The organism is Streptomyces sp. NPDC005863, from assembly GCF_042871345.1.
In the GTDB taxonomy this organism is placed as follows: Bacteria; Actinomycetota; Actinomycetes; order Streptomycetales; family Streptomycetaceae; genus Streptomyces.
Genome location: NZ_JBIAII010000005.1, coordinates 276,426 through 292,642 on the forward strand (window position 1 = coordinate 276,426; position 16,217 = coordinate 292,642).

Annotated in this window: 14 protein-coding genes; 12 read left to right on the top strand and 2 right to left on the bottom strand. The window is 74.1% G+C overall.

The window, feature by feature from the left end; genetic code table 11:
* The first annotated feature begins 425 nt into the window (after positions 1 to 425).
* The 12 genes from ACFYO9_RS20290 to ACFYO9_RS20345 all read left to right on the top strand — a co-directional run bounded on the left by ACFYO9_RS20290 (position 426) and on the right by ACFYO9_RS20345 (position 14,344).
* The gene (locus tag ACFYO9_RS20290) at positions 426 to 2,015 is read left to right on the top strand and encodes a phage tail sheath subtilisin-like domain-containing protein (protein WP_355804763.1); all 1,590 of its coding nucleotides are present in this window, start codon (positions 426 to 428) and stop codon (positions 2,013 to 2,015) included.
* Between the two features lie 62 nt (positions 2,016 to 2,077).
* Entirely contained in the window at positions 2,078 to 2,521 is a 444-nt protein-coding gene (locus ACFYO9_RS20295; protein ID WP_125515614.1) for a phage tail protein, read from the top strand.
* The gene (locus ACFYO9_RS20300) at positions 2,521 to 2,967 is read left to right on the top strand and encodes a hypothetical protein (RefSeq protein WP_355804759.1); all 447 of its coding nucleotides are present in this window, start codon (positions 2,521 to 2,523) and stop codon (positions 2,965 to 2,967) included. Before ACFYO9_RS20295 ends, ACFYO9_RS20300 begins: the two co-directional genes overlap by 1 nt.
* Entirely contained in the window at positions 2,964 to 3,122 is a 159-nt protein-coding gene (locus ACFYO9_RS20305; RefSeq protein WP_355804756.1) for a DUF6760 family protein, read from the top strand. Before ACFYO9_RS20300 ends, ACFYO9_RS20305 begins: the two co-directional genes overlap by 4 nt.
* A 2,717-nt stretch (positions 3,123 to 5,839) precedes the next feature.
* A complete protein-coding gene (locus tag ACFYO9_RS20310; protein WP_358779139.1) occupies positions 5,840 to 6,784 on the top strand; it encodes a hypothetical protein in 945 nt (314 codons plus the stop codon).
* Positions 6,785 to 6,867: 83 nt separating this feature from the next.
* On the top strand, positions 6,868 to 7,305 hold the full coding sequence (locus ACFYO9_RS20315) for a phage tail protein (RefSeq protein WP_355804748.1): 438 nt from the start codon (positions 6,868 to 6,870) through the stop codon (positions 7,303 to 7,305).
* Position 7,306: 1 nt separating this feature from the next.
* Positions 7,307 to 8,062: a LysM peptidoglycan-binding domain-containing protein gene (locus ACFYO9_RS20320; protein ID WP_358706047.1), complete on the top strand. Its 756-nt coding sequence runs from the start codon at positions 7,307 to 7,309 to the stop codon at positions 8,060 to 8,062.
* Positions 8,059 to 9,978, top strand: coding sequence for a VgrG-related protein (locus ACFYO9_RS20325; RefSeq protein WP_355804742.1), 1,920 nt, complete (start codon positions 8,059 to 8,061; stop codon positions 9,976 to 9,978). Before ACFYO9_RS20320 ends, ACFYO9_RS20325 begins: the two co-directional genes overlap by 4 nt.
* A gap of 48 nt (positions 9,979 to 10,026) precedes the next feature.
* Complete coding sequence (locus ACFYO9_RS20330) at positions 10,027 to 10,440, top strand: GPW/gp25 family protein (RefSeq protein WP_355804739.1); 414 nt, start codon at positions 10,027 to 10,029, stop codon at positions 10,438 to 10,440.
* A 6-nt stretch (positions 10,441 to 10,446) separates the two neighbouring features.
* A complete protein-coding gene (locus ACFYO9_RS20335) occupies positions 10,447 to 12,408 on the top strand; it encodes a putative baseplate assembly protein (RefSeq protein ID WP_355804736.1) in 1,962 nt (653 codons plus the stop codon).
* Positions 12,405 to 13,073, top strand: coding sequence for a phage tail protein (locus ACFYO9_RS20340; RefSeq protein WP_358779138.1), 669 nt, complete (start codon positions 12,405 to 12,407; stop codon positions 13,071 to 13,073). Before ACFYO9_RS20335 ends, ACFYO9_RS20340 begins: the two co-directional genes overlap by 4 nt.
* 2 nt (positions 13,074 to 13,075) lie before the next feature.
* The gene (locus ACFYO9_RS20345; protein WP_358779137.1) at positions 13,076 to 14,344 is read left to right on the top strand and encodes an NADase-type glycan-binding domain-containing protein; all 1,269 of its coding nucleotides are present in this window, start codon (positions 13,076 to 13,078) and stop codon (positions 14,342 to 14,344) included.
* 85 nt (positions 14,345 to 14,429) lie between these two features.
* Here the strand turns inward: ACFYO9_RS20345 and ACFYO9_RS20350 are convergent, their stop codons facing one another.
* Together ACFYO9_RS20350 and ACFYO9_RS20355 are read right to left on the bottom strand one after the other, a co-directional pair.
* The gene (locus tag ACFYO9_RS20350; RefSeq protein WP_355804725.1) at positions 14,430 to 15,353 is read right to left on the bottom strand and encodes an LLM class F420-dependent oxidoreductase; all 924 of its coding nucleotides are present in this window, start codon (positions 15,351 to 15,353) and stop codon (positions 14,430 to 14,432) included.
* 296 nt (positions 15,354 to 15,649) lie between these two features.
* On the bottom strand, positions 15,650 to 16,132 hold the full coding sequence (locus ACFYO9_RS20355; protein WP_358779136.1) for a DUF6099 family protein: 483 nt from the start codon (positions 16,130 to 16,132) through the stop codon (positions 15,650 to 15,652).
* Positions 16,133 to 16,217 lie beyond the last annotated feature (85 nt).

Here is a 16,217-nt window from a genome sequence, read left to right on the forward strand (position 1 = left end):
ACGGATGGCCATCCGCACCAAACGTTACGTCAGCCACAGACGTCGTCCCGCATCGTGTGGTTCCCGTACGGCCATGTTGACCAGGTGTTGACGCCACGGACACGCGGTGCGGGGCATATGCGCCACCGAGCGGCCACATCCGGCCGCCGACGGGCCCGCACCCCGCGCCACGCCCCCGCACCGTGCCCGACTCCGGTGACCGGAAGGGCAACGGGCGGCGGTCCGCCGCGCCACATCCAGGTTCCGGCGGGCGGATTCTGGCCGGAAGGTGTTCACGGGCGTCTGAACGGGCAGTGGCATCTGCCCTCGTTGACGTCCGTCCGTCTCTACGCACCGGTGCGCGCGTGGGACATCGTCGACACGGTACGAACCCGTGCCGGCTGTGCGCCGGTCCCGCTCGCCCTCGAACCTTGGAGCACAGCAGCATGCCCAACTACCTGTCCCCCGGCGTCTACATCGAGGAAGTCGCCAGCGGTTCGCGCCCCATCGAAGGGGTCGGCACCTCCGTGGCGGCCTTCGTCGGTCTCGCGCCGCGGGGACCGCTCAACGAGCCGACGCTGGTGACCAACTGGTCGCAGTACGTGGCCGCGTTCGGCGAGTTCACGGACGGGTACTACCTGGCGCACTCCGTGTACGGCTTCTTCAACAACGGCGGTTCCGCGGCGTACGTCGTGCGCGTCGGCGGCACCGACGGCGACGAGCCGCAGCAGCAGGCCGCTCCCGCGCAGGACCGGTCCCCCAAGGAGCTCACCGCCGGCGCGCCCGCCGCGCTCGGCACCTTCACGGTGTCGGCGATCACCTCGGGCAGCACCGACGGCGGCGCGCTCACCGTCGAGGTGCAGGACGGCGAGGGCGAGGGCGCGGCAGACCGCTTCAAGCTGATCGTCAAGGACGGCGAGAAGGTCGTCGAGAGCTTCGACGTCAGCGCGAAGAAGACCGCGCGCAACTACGTCGTCACCCAGGTCAAGCAGCGTTCCAAGACCATCGTCCTGGAGGAGGCCACGGCCTCCGCGCAGCTCGCCAAGCCCGAGGCGCAGACGGTGTCCCTCGCGCCGCCGGCCCCCGCGGCCCCGGCCGTGCCCGCGTCGAACGGCGCCGTGTCCCGCGTGGAGACCGCCCAGTTCATCGGCGACTCCGCGGACCGCACCGGCTTCGGCGGCCTGGAGGCCCTCGACGAGGTCAACATGGTCGCGGTGCCCGACCTGATGGGCGCCTACCAGCAGGGTCTGATCGACGAGGAGCAGGTCAAGGCGGTCCAGCTCGGTCTCATCTCGCACTGCGAGCTGATGGGCGACCGGATGGCCATCATCGACCCGCCGCCGGCGCTGAACGCCCGCCAGGTCCGGCAGTGGCGTCAGGAGCTGGCCGGCTACGACTCGCGCTACGCCGCCCTGTACTACCCGTGGATCAAGTCCTTCGACCCGGCCTCCGGGCAGTCGGTGGTCGTGCCGCCGTCCGGTCACATGGCCGGTGTCTGGGCGCGCAACGACGCCGAGCGCGGCGTGCACAAGGCCCCGGCCAACGAGATCGTGCGCGGCGCCGTGGACCTGGACCTGCAGATCACCCGCGGTGAGCAGGACCTGCTCAACCCGGTCGGCGTGAACTGCATCCGTGCCTTCCCCGGGCGCGGCATCCGGGTGTGGGGCGCGCGCACCATGGCGTCCGACCCGGCCTGGCGCTACCTGAACGTGCGCCGCTACTTCAACTACCTCGAGGAGTCGATCCTGATCGGCACCCAGTGGGTGGTCTTCGAGCCGAACGACCACGCGCTGTGGGCCCGCATCCGGCGCAACGTCTCCGCGTTCCTGGTCAACGAGTGGCGCTCGGGCGCCCTGTTCGGCCAGCGCCCCGAGGACGCGTTCTACGTGAAGTGTGACGACGAGACCAACCCTCCGGAGTCGGTCGACCTCGGCCGGGTCGTCTGCGAGATCGGCATCGCGCCGGTCAAGCCCGCCGAGTTCGTGGTCTTCCGGCTCGCGCAGTTCTCCGGCGGGGGCGGCGAGCTGGAGGAGTAGGCACGCCCGCACGAACCGTCCCCTTCAGCCACCCGCAAGAACCGTTTCAGGAGTGAATTTCCTTGTCCCTTCAGCCCGGTGACGCCCTCACCACCCACAATTTCGGCCTGCAGATCGACGGCGTCATGGTCGAGTACCTGCAGGAGGTCAGCGGCCTCTCGATGGAGCAGGACGTCATCGAGTACCAGCAGGTCTCGGCGGACGGCAAGCCCGTCGTCAAGAAGATGCCCGGCGTGAAGAAGGCCGGCGAGTGCACCGTCACCCGCGGCATGACGCAGAGCCCGGTCTTCAGCGAGTGGATCAACAAGTCCATCGCGGGCGACATGGGTTCGGCGCGCAAGAACGCCACGATCATGATGATGGACTACCAGAACAACCCGGTGAAGCGGTACAACCTGCGCAACGCCTGGTGCAGCAAGGTGGAGACCAGCGGGGTCAAGGCCGGCGACGCCGCCGCCCTGACCGAGCAGGTCACCATCGTCTTCGAAGAGCTGGTCATCGAATAATGCGGCGCGAAGGCCCGGCGGCGCCGGGGGCAGGGGCGGGAGCGGTTCCCGGCGCCGTGCCGGACACCCGCGAACCGCTGCGCACGGAGTTCGAGTTCGAGCTCCCCCGCGGTTTCGTCGACGAGTCCGGCACCGTGCACCGCAACGGCGCGATGCGGCTGGCGACGGCGCGCGACGAGCTCGTCCCGCTGCGGGACGTGCGGGTGCGCGAGAACCCGGCGTATCTGTCCGTCGTGCTGCTCGGCCGGGTCATCACCCGGCTCGGCACACTCGGCTCCGTCCACGACGGCACGGTGGAGAACATGTTCGCCTCCGACCTGGCCTTCCTGCAGGACTTCTACCGGCAGATCAACGCGGAGGGCCACACCCGCGCGGCGGTGGCCTGCCCGCACTGCTCGGAGTCCTTCGAGGTCGAGCTGGCCGGGAGCCGCCTGGGGGAATCGTGACGTACGCGGCCGACCGCATCGAGGAGGAAGTCGCGTACCTCGCCTACCACTTCCACTGGGGCATGAACGACATCCTCGACCTCGAACACGCGGACCGGCGCGCGTACGTGGCCCGGACCGCCACGTTGGTGGAACAGGCGGAGGCGAGGCAGTGACAGGTCGGTGAGGTGGGCAGTCGGTCGGTGAGTCGAGGTAAGTGATGGGCTTGTTCAGGTGGCGGCGGGGGTCGCGGGGCGACGGGCCGGCGGTGTCGGCGGTGCCGGTGGTGCCGGATGCGGCGGGTCCGGGGGCGGCTCCGGGCGCGGATTCGGCGATCGTCGGTGCCGGTACCGGTTCTGGTGGCGCTTCCCGTGGCGACGGGTGGGTCGGCATGCCGCCGGTCCAGCGTGTGCTCGCGGCGCCTCGGACGGTCGCCGAGCAGGGCTTCGGCGCGATGCTCGCGACGCACCAGAACCCGTCCTTCGGGGGCGAGTTGGGCCACGCGGTGCGTTCCTCTGCGCCCGGGGGCCTGCTGCGTGACGTCCTCACCCCGGTGGCCGGCAACCCGGGCAACCTCGACCTGCCGTCGCTGCGGTTGCCCGTGCGGGGGCGGACGGACGGGGCGGGGCCCGAGGAGCCGGGGGCGGAGGCGGGGGTTGCACCCGCGTTCTTCCCGTCGGCTCCGTCGACGCCGGCCTCCCGGTCGACGGCTGCGGGACCTTCCCGTACGTCGTCGCGTTCGGCGTCCGGGGTGCGCCCTGCGCCGGCGGGCAAGCCGTCCGCCGGTACGTCGCCGTCCGCGGCCTCGTCGTCCGGGTCCGCCTCGTCAGGGTCCGCCTCGACTGGCACGTCCGGTACGTCTGGTACGTCGCCGTCGGGCCCCGCGGTGCAGCGTGCCGTGGCCTCGCCGTCCGGAGGTTCACCTTCCGCTCCCGGCACGGCTTCTTCGGGCTCCGCGGCGCAACGTGCCGGGGGTTCGTCGACTCCGCCGACCGGTGCGTCGCCGTCCGGCTCGGCGGCACAGCGTGCCGGTGACGCGCCCTCCGGCGCCCCGTCGCCGGGTACGGCCCCGCTGAGTTCCGCGGCCGAACGCGCCGCCACCACGGCTCGGCCCACCGGTGACTCCGGAGACCCCGCCGACTCCGCGCCCGGCACCGCAGCGGCCGGGACCGCCCCGACGGTCCCTACGGTGCGACACGCCCCCGGTTCGCCCTCCGGCCCCACGACTCCGGGGCCCGGCACCTCGGCCGCTGGTTCGGCCCCTTCGGGTCCCGCGGTTCGGCGCGCCGCCGCCACACCGCCCGGTGGCTCGACCGCAGGTGCCGCGCCGTCAGGCCCCGCGGTGCAGCGCGCCGCCGTACCGTCCGGCGACTCCGCGGCCGGCGCCACCCCGTCGGGCTCCACGGCTCGACGCTCCACAGACTCACGGCCCGGCACCTCAGCCGCAGGTGCCGCGCCTTCGGGCCCCGCGGGTCGGCGGGCCGTCGCCACACCCCCCAGTAACTCGTCGTCCGGAGACTCACGGCCCGGCGCCTCAGCCGCAGGTGCCGCCCCTTCGGGCCCCGCGGGTCGGCGGGCCGCCGCCACACCCCCCAGTAACTCGTCGTCCGGCGACTCACGGACCGGTGCCTCGACCGCTGGTGCCACGCCGCCAGGCCCCGCAGTTCAACGCGCCGCCACCACCTCCACCTCTCCGACCAGCGGCAGCACACCCACCGCCCCCGCCACCCGGCGTACCGGAGAGTCGCGATCCGACGCCCCGTCGGCCGGCACCGCCCCGCTGAGTTCCGCAGCCGAACGCGCCGCCACCACGGCTCGGCCCACCGGTGACTCCGGTGACCCCGCCGACCCCGCGCCCGGCACCGCAGCGGCCGGGACCGCCCCCTCGGGCCCCACGGTGCGACACGCCCCGGGCTCGGCCTCCGGCCCCACGACTCGGAAGCCCGACACCTCGGCCGCTGAAGCGGCGCCGACAGGCTCCGCAATTCAGCGCGCCGCCACCCCCTCTCCGACCAACGGCAGCGCACCCACCGCCCCCGCCACCCGGCGTACCGGAGAGTCGCGATCCGACGTCCCGTCGGCCGGCACCGCCCCGCTGAGTTCCGCAGCCGAACGCGCCGCCACCACGGCTCGGCCCACCGGTGACCCCGCGCCCAGTACCGCAACAGCCGGGGTCACCCCCTCGGGCCCCCCGACTCGGAAGCCCGACGCCTCGCGGCCCGGCACCCCGGCCGCAGGTGCCGCACCGGCAGGCCCCGCAGTTCAGCGCGCCGCCACCTCCCCGGCCACCGGCACGCCGACCGGCCCCGCCCCCCGGCGTTCCGGAGAGTCGCGATCCGACGCCCCGTCGGCCGGCCCCGCACCTGGCGGCGACTCCGCGGCGTCCGCCGCCCCCGGCAACCGTACGAACGCCTCCGCGACCGCGCCTTTGACCGGAGCCTCAACTCCGCTCACCGGCACGGAGGTTCAGCCGCCCGTCACCGGGGCGGAGCCCACCGTGCCCGTGGTGCAGCGGGCGCGGACGGCCCGGTCCCCGCTCGTGTCGGCGGTCCCGGCCGTCGTGCCGCAGCGGAAACTCTTCCCCGTCGGGACGACCCCCCGTACCACCCCCGCACCCGACGCCACGCCCACGCCCAATCCCAGCACCACCGCCGCGCCCGACGCCGCCACGAGCGGTGGCCGGCCCACCGACGTCCCCGGGTCGGCTTCCCCCGCCGGCCCGGGGACTCCCCCCGCCCCCGCGGCCCCCGACTCCGTCGCTGTACGGGCGAATTCCCCCGTTCAGCCCGTACAGCGACGGCCTCACGTACGACGGGTCCGGCGCGCGCAGGACAACGGCGCCGCCTCGGCGGGCGCCCCCCGCCCGGGCCTCGGCCAGCCAATGAGCCAGCCGGTGAACCCGCCCGCGAGCCGGGCCATGAACCCGCTCGCCCCCGCGGTCCCGCCCGTCCCGGCGCCGCAGGGCCGCCCGCGCCGGACCCCGATCGGCGCGCCCATCACCCCCGTACAGAAGGCCCCCGGCGGCACGCCCACCCCCACGCCCACGCCCACCCCCGTGGCACCCCCCGCCCCCGAGCCCGTCGAGGCCCCCACACCCGCCCCGGTCCCCGCCCCCGAGCCGCAGAGGCAGCAGCACCCGCACCCCCACCCGCACCCGCTCCCCGTCGTCCCGGTCAACCGCCGTATCACCCCCGGCAGTTACCGTCCCGCCGCCCCCGGAGCCACGCACCCGCGCCCCCTCGCCCCCTCCCGGGGACTCTCCGTCCCCGGCCCGGCGACGGGCTCACCGGCGCCCGCGTCCGCCACCGCCCCCGCCCCCGCCGGGCGGCGCCCCTCGGCGGCCACCCCGACGCCCGCCCCCGTATCCGTACCCGTACCCCTCCAGCAGCCCGCGCCCCCCGCATCCGCGTCGGCCGCTCCCGTCGTCGTACCGCTCGCGCAGCCGTCCGGCCCGGCGGCCCGCCGCGCGCAGGCCGCTACGCCGACTCCCGTACCCGTACGCCGTACCGCCCCGACCGCCCCCGTCCAACGCGCCGCGGCAGCCGCCCCCGCACCCCCGGCGCCCGCGCCCCCGCCCGCGCCGCAGAAGCCCGTCACCGTCGCCCGTACCGGCGGCGGATCGGGGACCGCGCCGAGCAGCGCCGCCAAGACCTCCGCCCCGGCCGCGCAGGCCCCCGCCGCGCAGGCCCCCGCCGACTCGGTGGCCGCCCCGGAGGCGACCCCCGCCGACCTCGACGACCTGGCCCGGCGGCTGCTGGCCCCGCTGTCGCGGCTGCTCCGCGCGGAGCTCCGCAGCGACCGTGAGCGGATCGGGCGGATCCGCGACCACGGCCGCTGACCCGGCACCGACCCCGACCCCGTCCCCGACCGCATCCACCGCCACCGCCACCGCCACCGCCCAAGAACCCAGGAAGTCATCCCATGCCCTCGCCCCTGGACCCAGGCTCGACCGTCTTCTTCAAGCTCACCATCGACGGCCAGGACCTCGGCCTGTTCAACGGCTGCGAGGGCCTGGCCTCCGAGGTGGAGGTCGAGCAGCGGCAGGAGGGCGGCAACAACGGATTCGTCTGGCAGCTGCCCACCCGCGTCACCTTCTCCACCATCCGGCTCACCCGGCCGCTGACCAAGGACACCTCGCGCGTGGCGTCCTGGATCTCGTCCATCGCGACCGGGATCACGCGGCCCACCGCGCAGATCGCGGCCCTGCGCGCGGACGGTTCCATCGTCGCGCAGTGGGGGCTCGTCGAGGTGCTGCCGGTGCGCTGGCAGGGGCCGAGCCTGAGTCCGGACAGTCCGGCCGTGGCGACGGAGACGCTGGAGATCGCGCACCACGGCTTCACCGACGCGGGAGGTGCCTGAGATGGCCGCGCCGACCGGCGGCCGCGCCGGCGCCAGCCTGGTGCGTGCCGCGCTCGCCATCCACCAGCCGCCCACCGACCTCGGCGGGTCCATGGGCGGGCGGATCGGCGAGGTGGAGTTCCAGTTCAACCCGACGCAGCTGCAGCTGGGCCGCTCGGCCGAGTGGCGCACGCAGCACGCCGTCGCCTACACGCGCGGCGCGCCGCCCAAGTTCACCGGCGCCGCCCCCGCGACCCTGCAGTTGGAGGTCTTCCTCGACTCCTCGGGCACCCCGAACTCGGGGAAGGTGCAGAAGCAGGTGGAGCTGCTGCTCTCCTGCTGCGAGGTGACGCCGCAGAGCCTCACCTCCAAGCGGCCCTCGCCGCCCTGGGTGCGGTTCTCCTGGGGGTCGTTCAACACCGTGCAGTTCGTCGCGTACGTGACCAACGTCAGCGCCACGTACACCCTCTTCAACCCGACCGGCGAGCCGATCCGCGCCACCTGCTCGCTGTCGCTGACCGAGGTGGCGATGCCCACCAAGGGGCAGAACCCGACGTCCGGCGCGCTCTCCGCCCGCCGCGTGCACCGCACCGTCGCCGGTGACTCGCTGGCGTCGCTGGCCTGGCAGGAGTACGGCGACGCGACCCGCTGGCGGCTGATCGCCGAGGCCAACGAGATCGACGACCCGATGCGGCTGAGACCCGGCACCGAACTGCTGCTGCCCGCCGCCGACGAGGCGCACCCCGCCCCCGCCACCGCGCACGTGGAGTCCGCATGACCGAGAAGACGTACACGAGCGTCCTGCACGCCGAGATCGGCGGGTCCGTCCTGCCCGACAAGCTCGCCATGCTGCTCGTCGAGGGCTGGGTGGACTCCAGCGTGAACGTGCCGTCCGCCTTCCAGCTGACCTTCGCCGACACCGGCGGGGACATCCTGGAGAAGTTCCCGCAGATCAAGGTGGGCGCGAAGGCGGTGCTCTCGCCGTTCACCGACGGCGTGCGCGGCAAGCCCATGCTCACCGGCGAGGTGACCGCCCTGGAGGTGGACGCCGACGGCGGCGGCAAGTCGCTGGTCGTCCGCGGCTACGACCCCGGCCACCGGCTGCTGCGCAACCGCCGTGTGCAGGGCTACAAGAACATGACGGCCTCCGACATCGTGCGCCGCGTCGCCTCCCTGAACAGCCTCAAGCTCGGCAAGATCGAGTCGACGCCGACGGTCTACGAACTGGCCACCCAACCCGGCATCACCGACTGGGACTTCCTCTCCCGGCTCGCCCAGGAGAACGACACCCATCTGTCGTTCGACGAGAAGGGCAAGCTCTGCTTCGGCAAGCTCAAGCCCGCCGCGGGCGCCCCGTCCGACTCCACGCCGGCCGCGCAGAGCCCGTACGTCCTCGAGTTCGGGCACAACGCGCTGCACAGCCGGGTCGCGGTGACCGCCGCGGGGCAGGTCGCCAAGGCCGGGGTGCGCGGCTGGGACATGCGGGCCAAGCGCGCCCTGTCCGCCCAGTCGCCGGCCGTCACCAGCAAGGACATCGTCGCCGACATCACCCCCGGGCAGCTCTCCACGCCGTTCGGCAAGGCCGAGCTGACGGAGACCCGCACGCCGTACACCACGCAGGCCCAGGTGACGCACGCGGCGAAGGCGCTGGCCGACGACGTGGCGGGGTCCTTCGCGGAGATCGAGGTCGCGGTCACCGGCAACCCCGATCTGCGGCCGGGGCAGCCGGTGGCGCTGAAGGGCGCCGGGTTCCCCTTCGAGGGGAAGTACACGGCGACCGGGGTGCGCCATCTCTTCGAGTCCGGGCGGCAGTTCATGACCTGGCTGACCGTGTCGGGGCGGCAGTTCCGTTCGCTGTACGGCCTCGCCTCCGGCGGCGCGGACGCCGCGCCGCCGATGCCGGGCGTCGCCATGGCGCTGGTCAGCAACGCCAAGGACCCGCTCAAGATGAACCGGGTCAAGCTGCGCTTCCCGTGGCTCTCGGACACCTACGAGAGCGACTGGTGCCGGATCGCCCAGATGGGCGGCGTACGCGGTGGCGGTCTGATGCTGCCGGAGGTGGGCGACGAGGTGCTCGTCGCCTTCGACCGGGGCTCGCTGGAGCACCCGTACGTCCTGGCCGGGCTGTACAACGGCCGCGACAAGCCGACGCCCAACACCGACGGGCTGCAGCCGATCGACCCGACGAGCGGCCGGGTCAACTGGCGCTCCATCTCCTCGCGCAGCGGCCACACCATGGAGCTCGTCGACGCCAAGTCCCGGATGAAGAGCGGGATCCGGCTGCAGACCGGCAACGGCAGGCTCACCGTCCACATGGACGAGACACGCACCAGCGTCACGATCCGCAGCGACGGCTCGGTGTCCATCTCCGGGACACGCAACGTCAGCATCCGGGCGGGCGGCAACCTGTCGCTGACCGCGGGCGGTTCGCTGACGATGAGCGCGGGCGGCGCGGTCGACATCAAGGCCGGCGCCAAGTTCGGGGTCGCCGCGGGCGGCGTCGCCGACATCAACGCGACCGGCGCCGTCAGCCTCAAGTCGGCCGGTGCGGTCGCCGTCAACGCGGTCGGCGCCGTCTCCGTCACCGCGGCCGGCGCCGTCGCCGTCAACGCGGGCGCCGCGGCCGCCATCACCTCGCCGGCCACGGTCGCGCTGACGGCCCCGGCCGTGCTGCGCAACGGCATCCCGTTCTAACGGACTTGAGGGAGTGGAACGACATGTGCCTCAAGGGGGTCACCGGACATGAGTGAGCAGTTCGTCGGCGCGGGCTGGACGTTCCCGCTGCGCACGGACGCGGGCGGCGGCATCGCGCTGGCCCGGCGCGAGCGCGAGATCGAGGAGTCGATCCGGCTCGTGCTCGCCACCGCGCCGGGCGAGCGGCCGATGCGGCCCGAATTCGGCTGCGCCGTCCACGACATGGTGTTCGCGCCGGTCAACGAGGCGACGGCGGGCCGGATCCGGTACGAGGTGCGGTCCTCGCTCGACCGCTGGGAGCCGCGCATCGACGTCCTCGACGTCGAGGTCAGCCCGGCGCCGGACGATCCGTCCGTCCTGTTCATCGACGTGAGCTACAGCGTGCGCGGCACCAACAATCCGCGCAGTCTCGTCTTCCCCTTCTATGTGATCCCGTCCACGGAATCAGAGAGCGGAGTCTGAAGTCCGATGGCCCTGCCCGCCCCTCACCTCGACGACCGGCGCTTCCAGCAGTTCGTCGACGACGCCAAGCGCTACATCCAGCAGCGCTGCCCGGAGTGGACCGATCACAACGTCTCCGACCCGGGTGTCACCCTCGTCGAGGCGGTCGCGCACATGGCCGACCAGATCGTCTACCGCCTCAACCGTGTGCCGGAGAAGAACCATTTGGCCTTCCTCGATCTGCTCGGCGTCACCCTCTTCCCGCCCTCCGCGGCCCGCGCCGACGTCACCTTCTGGCTGTCGGCGCCGCAGCCCGAGCCGGTGGTGCTGCCCGCGGGGACGGAGGTGGCGACCAGCCGCACCGAGACCGAGGAGGCGGTGGCCTTCGCGACGGAGGGCGACCTGACCGTCGTCCCCTGCGAACTGGACGCCGTGCTGCGCCAGGAGGAGGGCGGCACCCCGCAGGACTGCGGGCAGGACGTGTTCGGCGGCCGGGACGTGGCGGTCTTCGCGACCTCGCCGCGCCCCGGCGACACCCTGCTCTTCGGGCTCAGCGCCGCGGTGCCGCACTGCGCGGCCGTCCTGCAGCTGGACAGCCGGGTGGACGGCGTCGGCGTCGACCCGCGCCAGCCGCCGCTGGTGTGGGAGGCGTGGACCGCGGAGGGCTGGACCGAGTGCGAGGTGGACTCCGACTCCACCGGTGGCCTCAACCGTCCCGGCGAGGTCGTCCTGCACATCCCGGCGGGGCACATCGTCTCCCGCATCGGCCGGCAGGACGCGGGCTGGGTGCGCTGCCGGGTCGTCGAGGCCGTCAAGGGCCAGCCGTTCTACAGCGCGTCGCCGACCGTGCGCTCCGCGGCCGCGTTCACCATCGGCGGCACGACCGCCGTCGCCCACGCGGACGTGGTGCGCGACGAGATGCTCGGCGACTCCACGGGCGTGCCGGGACAGCGCGTCCGGCTCGCCCAGGCGCCGGTCGTCGCCGACCGGCCGCCGCTGGTCCTTGAGGTCTCCGACGGCGAGGACTCGGGCTGGCACGCGTGGCAGGTCGTGGAGCACTTCGCCGCGTCCGGCCCCTACGACCCGCACGTCACGCTCGACGCGACGACCGGGGAGATCGCCTTCGGGCCCGCGGTGCGCGAACCGGACGGCACGCTGCGGCAGTTCGGCGCGGTGCCGGCCAAGGGGTCGGCGATCCGCGCGACCCGTTACCGCACCGGTGGCGGCCGCGCGGGCAATGTGGCCCGGGGCGCGATCCAGGTGCTTCGCAGCTCCATCCCGTACGTCGCCCGGGTGGAGAACCGGGAAGCGGCGCGCGGCGGTGTGGACGGCGAGACCGTGCAGGAGGCCAAGGTCCGCGCGCCCATCGCACTGCGCGCGCAGGAACGGGCGGTGACCGCACGCGACTACGAGGAGCTGGCCCGCAGGGCGGCCCCCGAGACGGCCCGGATCCACTGTCTGGCCGCGGAGTCCGCGGAGGTCGGCGAGAACGCGGTCCGTGTCCTCGTCGTCCCCCAGGCCGTGGCGGACCGGGGCGGCCGGCTCCGCTTCGAGCAGCTGGTGCCGGGGCAGGAACTCCTCTCGCGCGTCACCGACTTCCTCGACGAGCGCCGCCCCCTTGGCACCCGCCTGTCGGTCGGGCCGCCCTACTACCAGGGCGTCACGGTCGTCGCCACGCTGCACTCCTTCCGCGCCGCGCAGGCCGAGCGGGTGCGCGCCGAGGCGCTCGACGCGCTGTACGCCTACCTCGACCCGCTGACCGGCGGGGCGCACGGCGAGGGCTGGCCGTTCGGCCGTCCGCTGCGGGCCGGCGAGATCTTCGCCGCGCTGCAGCGGGTGCCCGGCGTGGAGCTGGTCGACGAGGTCCTCCTGCACCCCGCCGACCCGCTCACCGGCCGCCGAGGCGACGCCACCGACCGCATCGAACTCGCGCCGTCCGCGCTGCTCTTCTCCTTCGACCACCGCGTCCGCGTCATCGAGGCACGATGACCGCCGGTACCGAGGGGCACGCCCCGGACGCGCTCACCGACCGGGGGCGCGCCGAGAAGGTGGGCCTGCGCAAGCCGGGCTCGCCGGCGCAGTCCTCGTCGGGCTCGCGCCGCGGGTCGTTGGCGACGCTCGGTTCGGCCCATCCGCTCGCGGAGCAGCTGCCCGGCGTCTTCGCCGACGACGACTTCATACTGCGCTTCGTCTCGGGCCTGGACGTGGTGCTCGCGCCGGTCTTCACGGTCCTCGACTGCCTGGAGGCGTACTTCACGCCCTCCCTCGCGCCCGAGGACTTCGTCGGCTGGCTGACGGACTGGGTCGGTACGGAGCTCGACGGCACGGAGCCCGCGGCGATGCGCCGCCACGCCGTGGCCTCCGCCGTCGCCCTGCACCGCGTCCGCGGCACCCGGCGCGGTCTGGCCGCCGCCGTCGAACTCGCCTTCGGCATCCGCCCGGAGATCACCGAGAGCGGCGGCGCTACCTGGTCCGCGCGGCCGCTGGGCGCCTTCCCCGGCACCCCGCGCCCCGGACTGCACGTGGCCCTGCGCGTGCACGACCCGGCGACGGTCGACCCGCACCGCCTGCGCGCCGTCGTCGCCGCGGCCCGCCCCGCCCACCTCCCCTTCACGGCCGAGGTGACCGCCACACCTTCCCCCGAAGGGACCTAGCAATGCCCGAGCAGCCCGAGATGGACGGAATGTCGAACTCCCCCGCCACCACACCCCCGTGCCCCGAGTGCGGCACCCCGGCCCGCCAGCACGGCCAGTCCTTCTGCGACTCGTGCGGCGCCTTCCTGCGCTGGGACACCCCGGCCACACCGGTCGGCCCTACGAGCGCCCCCGACGCCGCGGCCCCCGGCCCGCGCCCCACACCTCCCGCGGGCCAGCCCCACGGCGGCGGCGGCAGCCACAACAGTGGCGGCAACGGTCCTGCCCCGACCGCCGATCCCCGGGTGCGGCACGGCTCGCCGGGTCCGGCGGGCTCCACGGACACCACCGTGCCGCTCCCGTCGAGCGGCCCCCAGGACCCGCCCGCCACCCCGCCGTCGGCCGCCACCACGAACGCGCCGTCTCCCGCCCCCTCCTCGCCGTCGCCGTCCGACACGGCGATACGGTCCCTGCTCGTGCCGGTGCCGGACGCCGAGCCCGTCGCGCCGGAGACCCCGGGCGGCGTGCTGCCCGGCAGGCCCGAGGCGGCCCGGCCCCGCGTACGGCAGGCCGCCGTGCCGGTCGAGCCGGAGAGCGGCCCGCCGTGCCCGAGCTGCCGGACGCCCAACGCGCCCCGCCGGCACTTCTGCCGCAGCTGCGCGAGCCCCCTCAGGGACTCCATGGCCCCGGCCGCCGAGGGCCCGTACGCCGGTCAGCGGCCTCGGCTGCACCGGGACCGTACCCGCTGGATCGCCCGTGCCGTGGGCGTCGTGGTGGTCGCGGGCCTGATCGTCGGCGGTATCTTCGGCGGGCCGCCTGCCGCGCGGGCGATCCAGGACCACTTCGCCAAGCGGGTCCCGGTCCACCCCAACGACTGGAGCGCGTCGCACGCCGCCCCCAAGCAGGCGGCCAAGCTCGCCTTCGACGGCTACGCCAACACCTGGTGGGGCACCGGCTACGCGGGCGACTCGGCGGGCCAGTGGGTGCAGGCCGACTTCGGCCAGCCCACCGACCTGCTCAACCTGCTGATCACGCCCGGCACTTCGCCGCGCAGCGCCCAGGCCGCCGAGCAGGCCAGGCCCATGGAGTTCGACCTGGTGGTCAGCGACTCCTCGGGCAAGGTGCACACCATGCACCGCCGGATCAACGACGGCGGCGTGCAGCGGGTCGACGTGCGCGTACGGGACGCGGTCAACGCCCGGCTCGTGCTGCGCTCCGCCTACGGCACGGGCAAGGACCGCCAGGTGGCCATCGCCGAGCTGGAGTTCTTCGGCCGGTCGACCGGGCAGTAGCCGAGGGAGAAGTGGCCGCCGGGCACCGGAGGGGTGAGCCCGGCGGCCACGCACGCGGGCCGGCGGCCGGCCGTCGACCGTGCGGTTAGGACAGCTGCGACTGCACCTGCGAGGAGATGAGCTCCAGGTGGTCCAGGTCGGCCAGGTCCAGGCACTGGAGGTAGACGCGGCTCGCGCCGATCGCCTCGTACCGCCCGATCTTGTCGACGACCTCGGCGGGCGAGCCCGCCAGGCCGTTGGCCTTCAGGTCGTCCACGTCACGGCCGATGGCCGCGGCACGGCGGGCCACCTCCGCGTCGTCCTTGCCCACGCAGACCACCAGCGCGCTGGAGTACACCAGGTCGTCGCCCCGGCGCCCGGCCTGCTCGGCGGCCGCGCGGACCCGCCCGAACTGCCGCTCGCTGTCCTCGATCGAGGCGAACGGGATGTTGAACTCGTCGGCATACTGCGCGGCGAGGCGCGGGGTGCGGGTCGCGCCGTGGCCGCCGATCAGGACCGGCACCTTCGCCTGGGCGGGCTTGGGCAGCGCCGGGGAATCGGTCAGCTGGTAATGCTTCCCGTCGTGGCTGAAGGTCCGGCCGATCTCCGTCGACCACAGCCCGGTGACGATCTCCAGCTGCTCCTCCAGGCGGGCGAACTTCTCCTTGGGGAAGGGAATGCCGTACGCCCGGTGCTCGTCCTCGAACCAGCCTGCCCCCAGGCCCAGTTCGACCCGCCCGCCCGACATCTGGTCGACCTGCGCCACTTGGATCGCGAGGACGCCCGGCAGCCGGAACGTGCCCGCCGTCATCAGGGTGCCGAGCCTGATCCGCTTCGTCTCGCGGGCGAGACCGGCCAGGGTGATCCAGGCATCCGTGGGCCCCGGCAGACCGTCGGCCGTGCCCATGCGGAGGTAGTGGTCCGAGCGGAAGAAGGCGTCGAAACCGAGGTCCTCGGTGGCTTTGGCGACGGTGAGCAGGGTGTCGTAGGTGGCCCCTTGCTGGGGCTCGGTGAAGATTCGAAGATCCATGGCTCCATCCTGCACGCTCGAACGCCCGTCAACCCCGCCGGTCCCGCCGATCCGGCACCGCCCCGGTCGGGTGAAAATCCGTCAACGCGGCGGGAGCCGCGCCCGCTCCAGTGACCCCGTCCGCCGGGTGATCGTCGGCGGCACCCGTCCGCCGGGCGGCGACGGACCCGGCCTCCTCTGACGGCACCGGCGCCCCTCGGGAACCTGCCACCGGCGTCCGCCGGAAACCTGCCACCCTCATCCGCCGGGAACCCGCGCGGCCCTGCCCCACGGCGGGAGGCCACCGCGAAGCCGCCTCATGACGGCCCCGCCCTCGAGTCCGCCCCGGGCAGGCTCTCCTCCCGCACCGCTAGTCTGCGCAGCATCTCCAACACCCGGTCCCGCGACTCGTCGGCGGCGTCGATCGCCTCCATGCACTGCCAGTACACCCCCTCCTCCTCGGCGCCCATGGCCACGCCCACGAGCGCGATGCCGACCTCGCCCAGGAGCCGGTCGAGCCCGAGCAGGACCTGCTGCGCGTCACCGGTCTCCGTCAGCCGCGCCGCCCGTATCTCCTCCGTGCCGAGGCGCGGGGCGTCGAGCACCCCGCAGGATCTGCCGCCGACCTCGCTCAGGCCCAGCGCCTCCCCCCGTAACTCCGGTGGTCCCGCGACCGCGAGGCGGACGCCGATCGCCTGCGCGAGAGCCTGCGACTGCCAGACCTCCACGACGATGTCCGCGGGCTCCTGACTGCGCGCCAGAGCGCGGCGGTTCGCCTCGATGAGCCGCATCGCGTCCATGCCGGCCCCCTCCATCCCGCGCGCACGCGCCGCCCGATTGCCCGAACTCCCCTGTCCACTACCCAGAGTGATACTCATCCGGGCG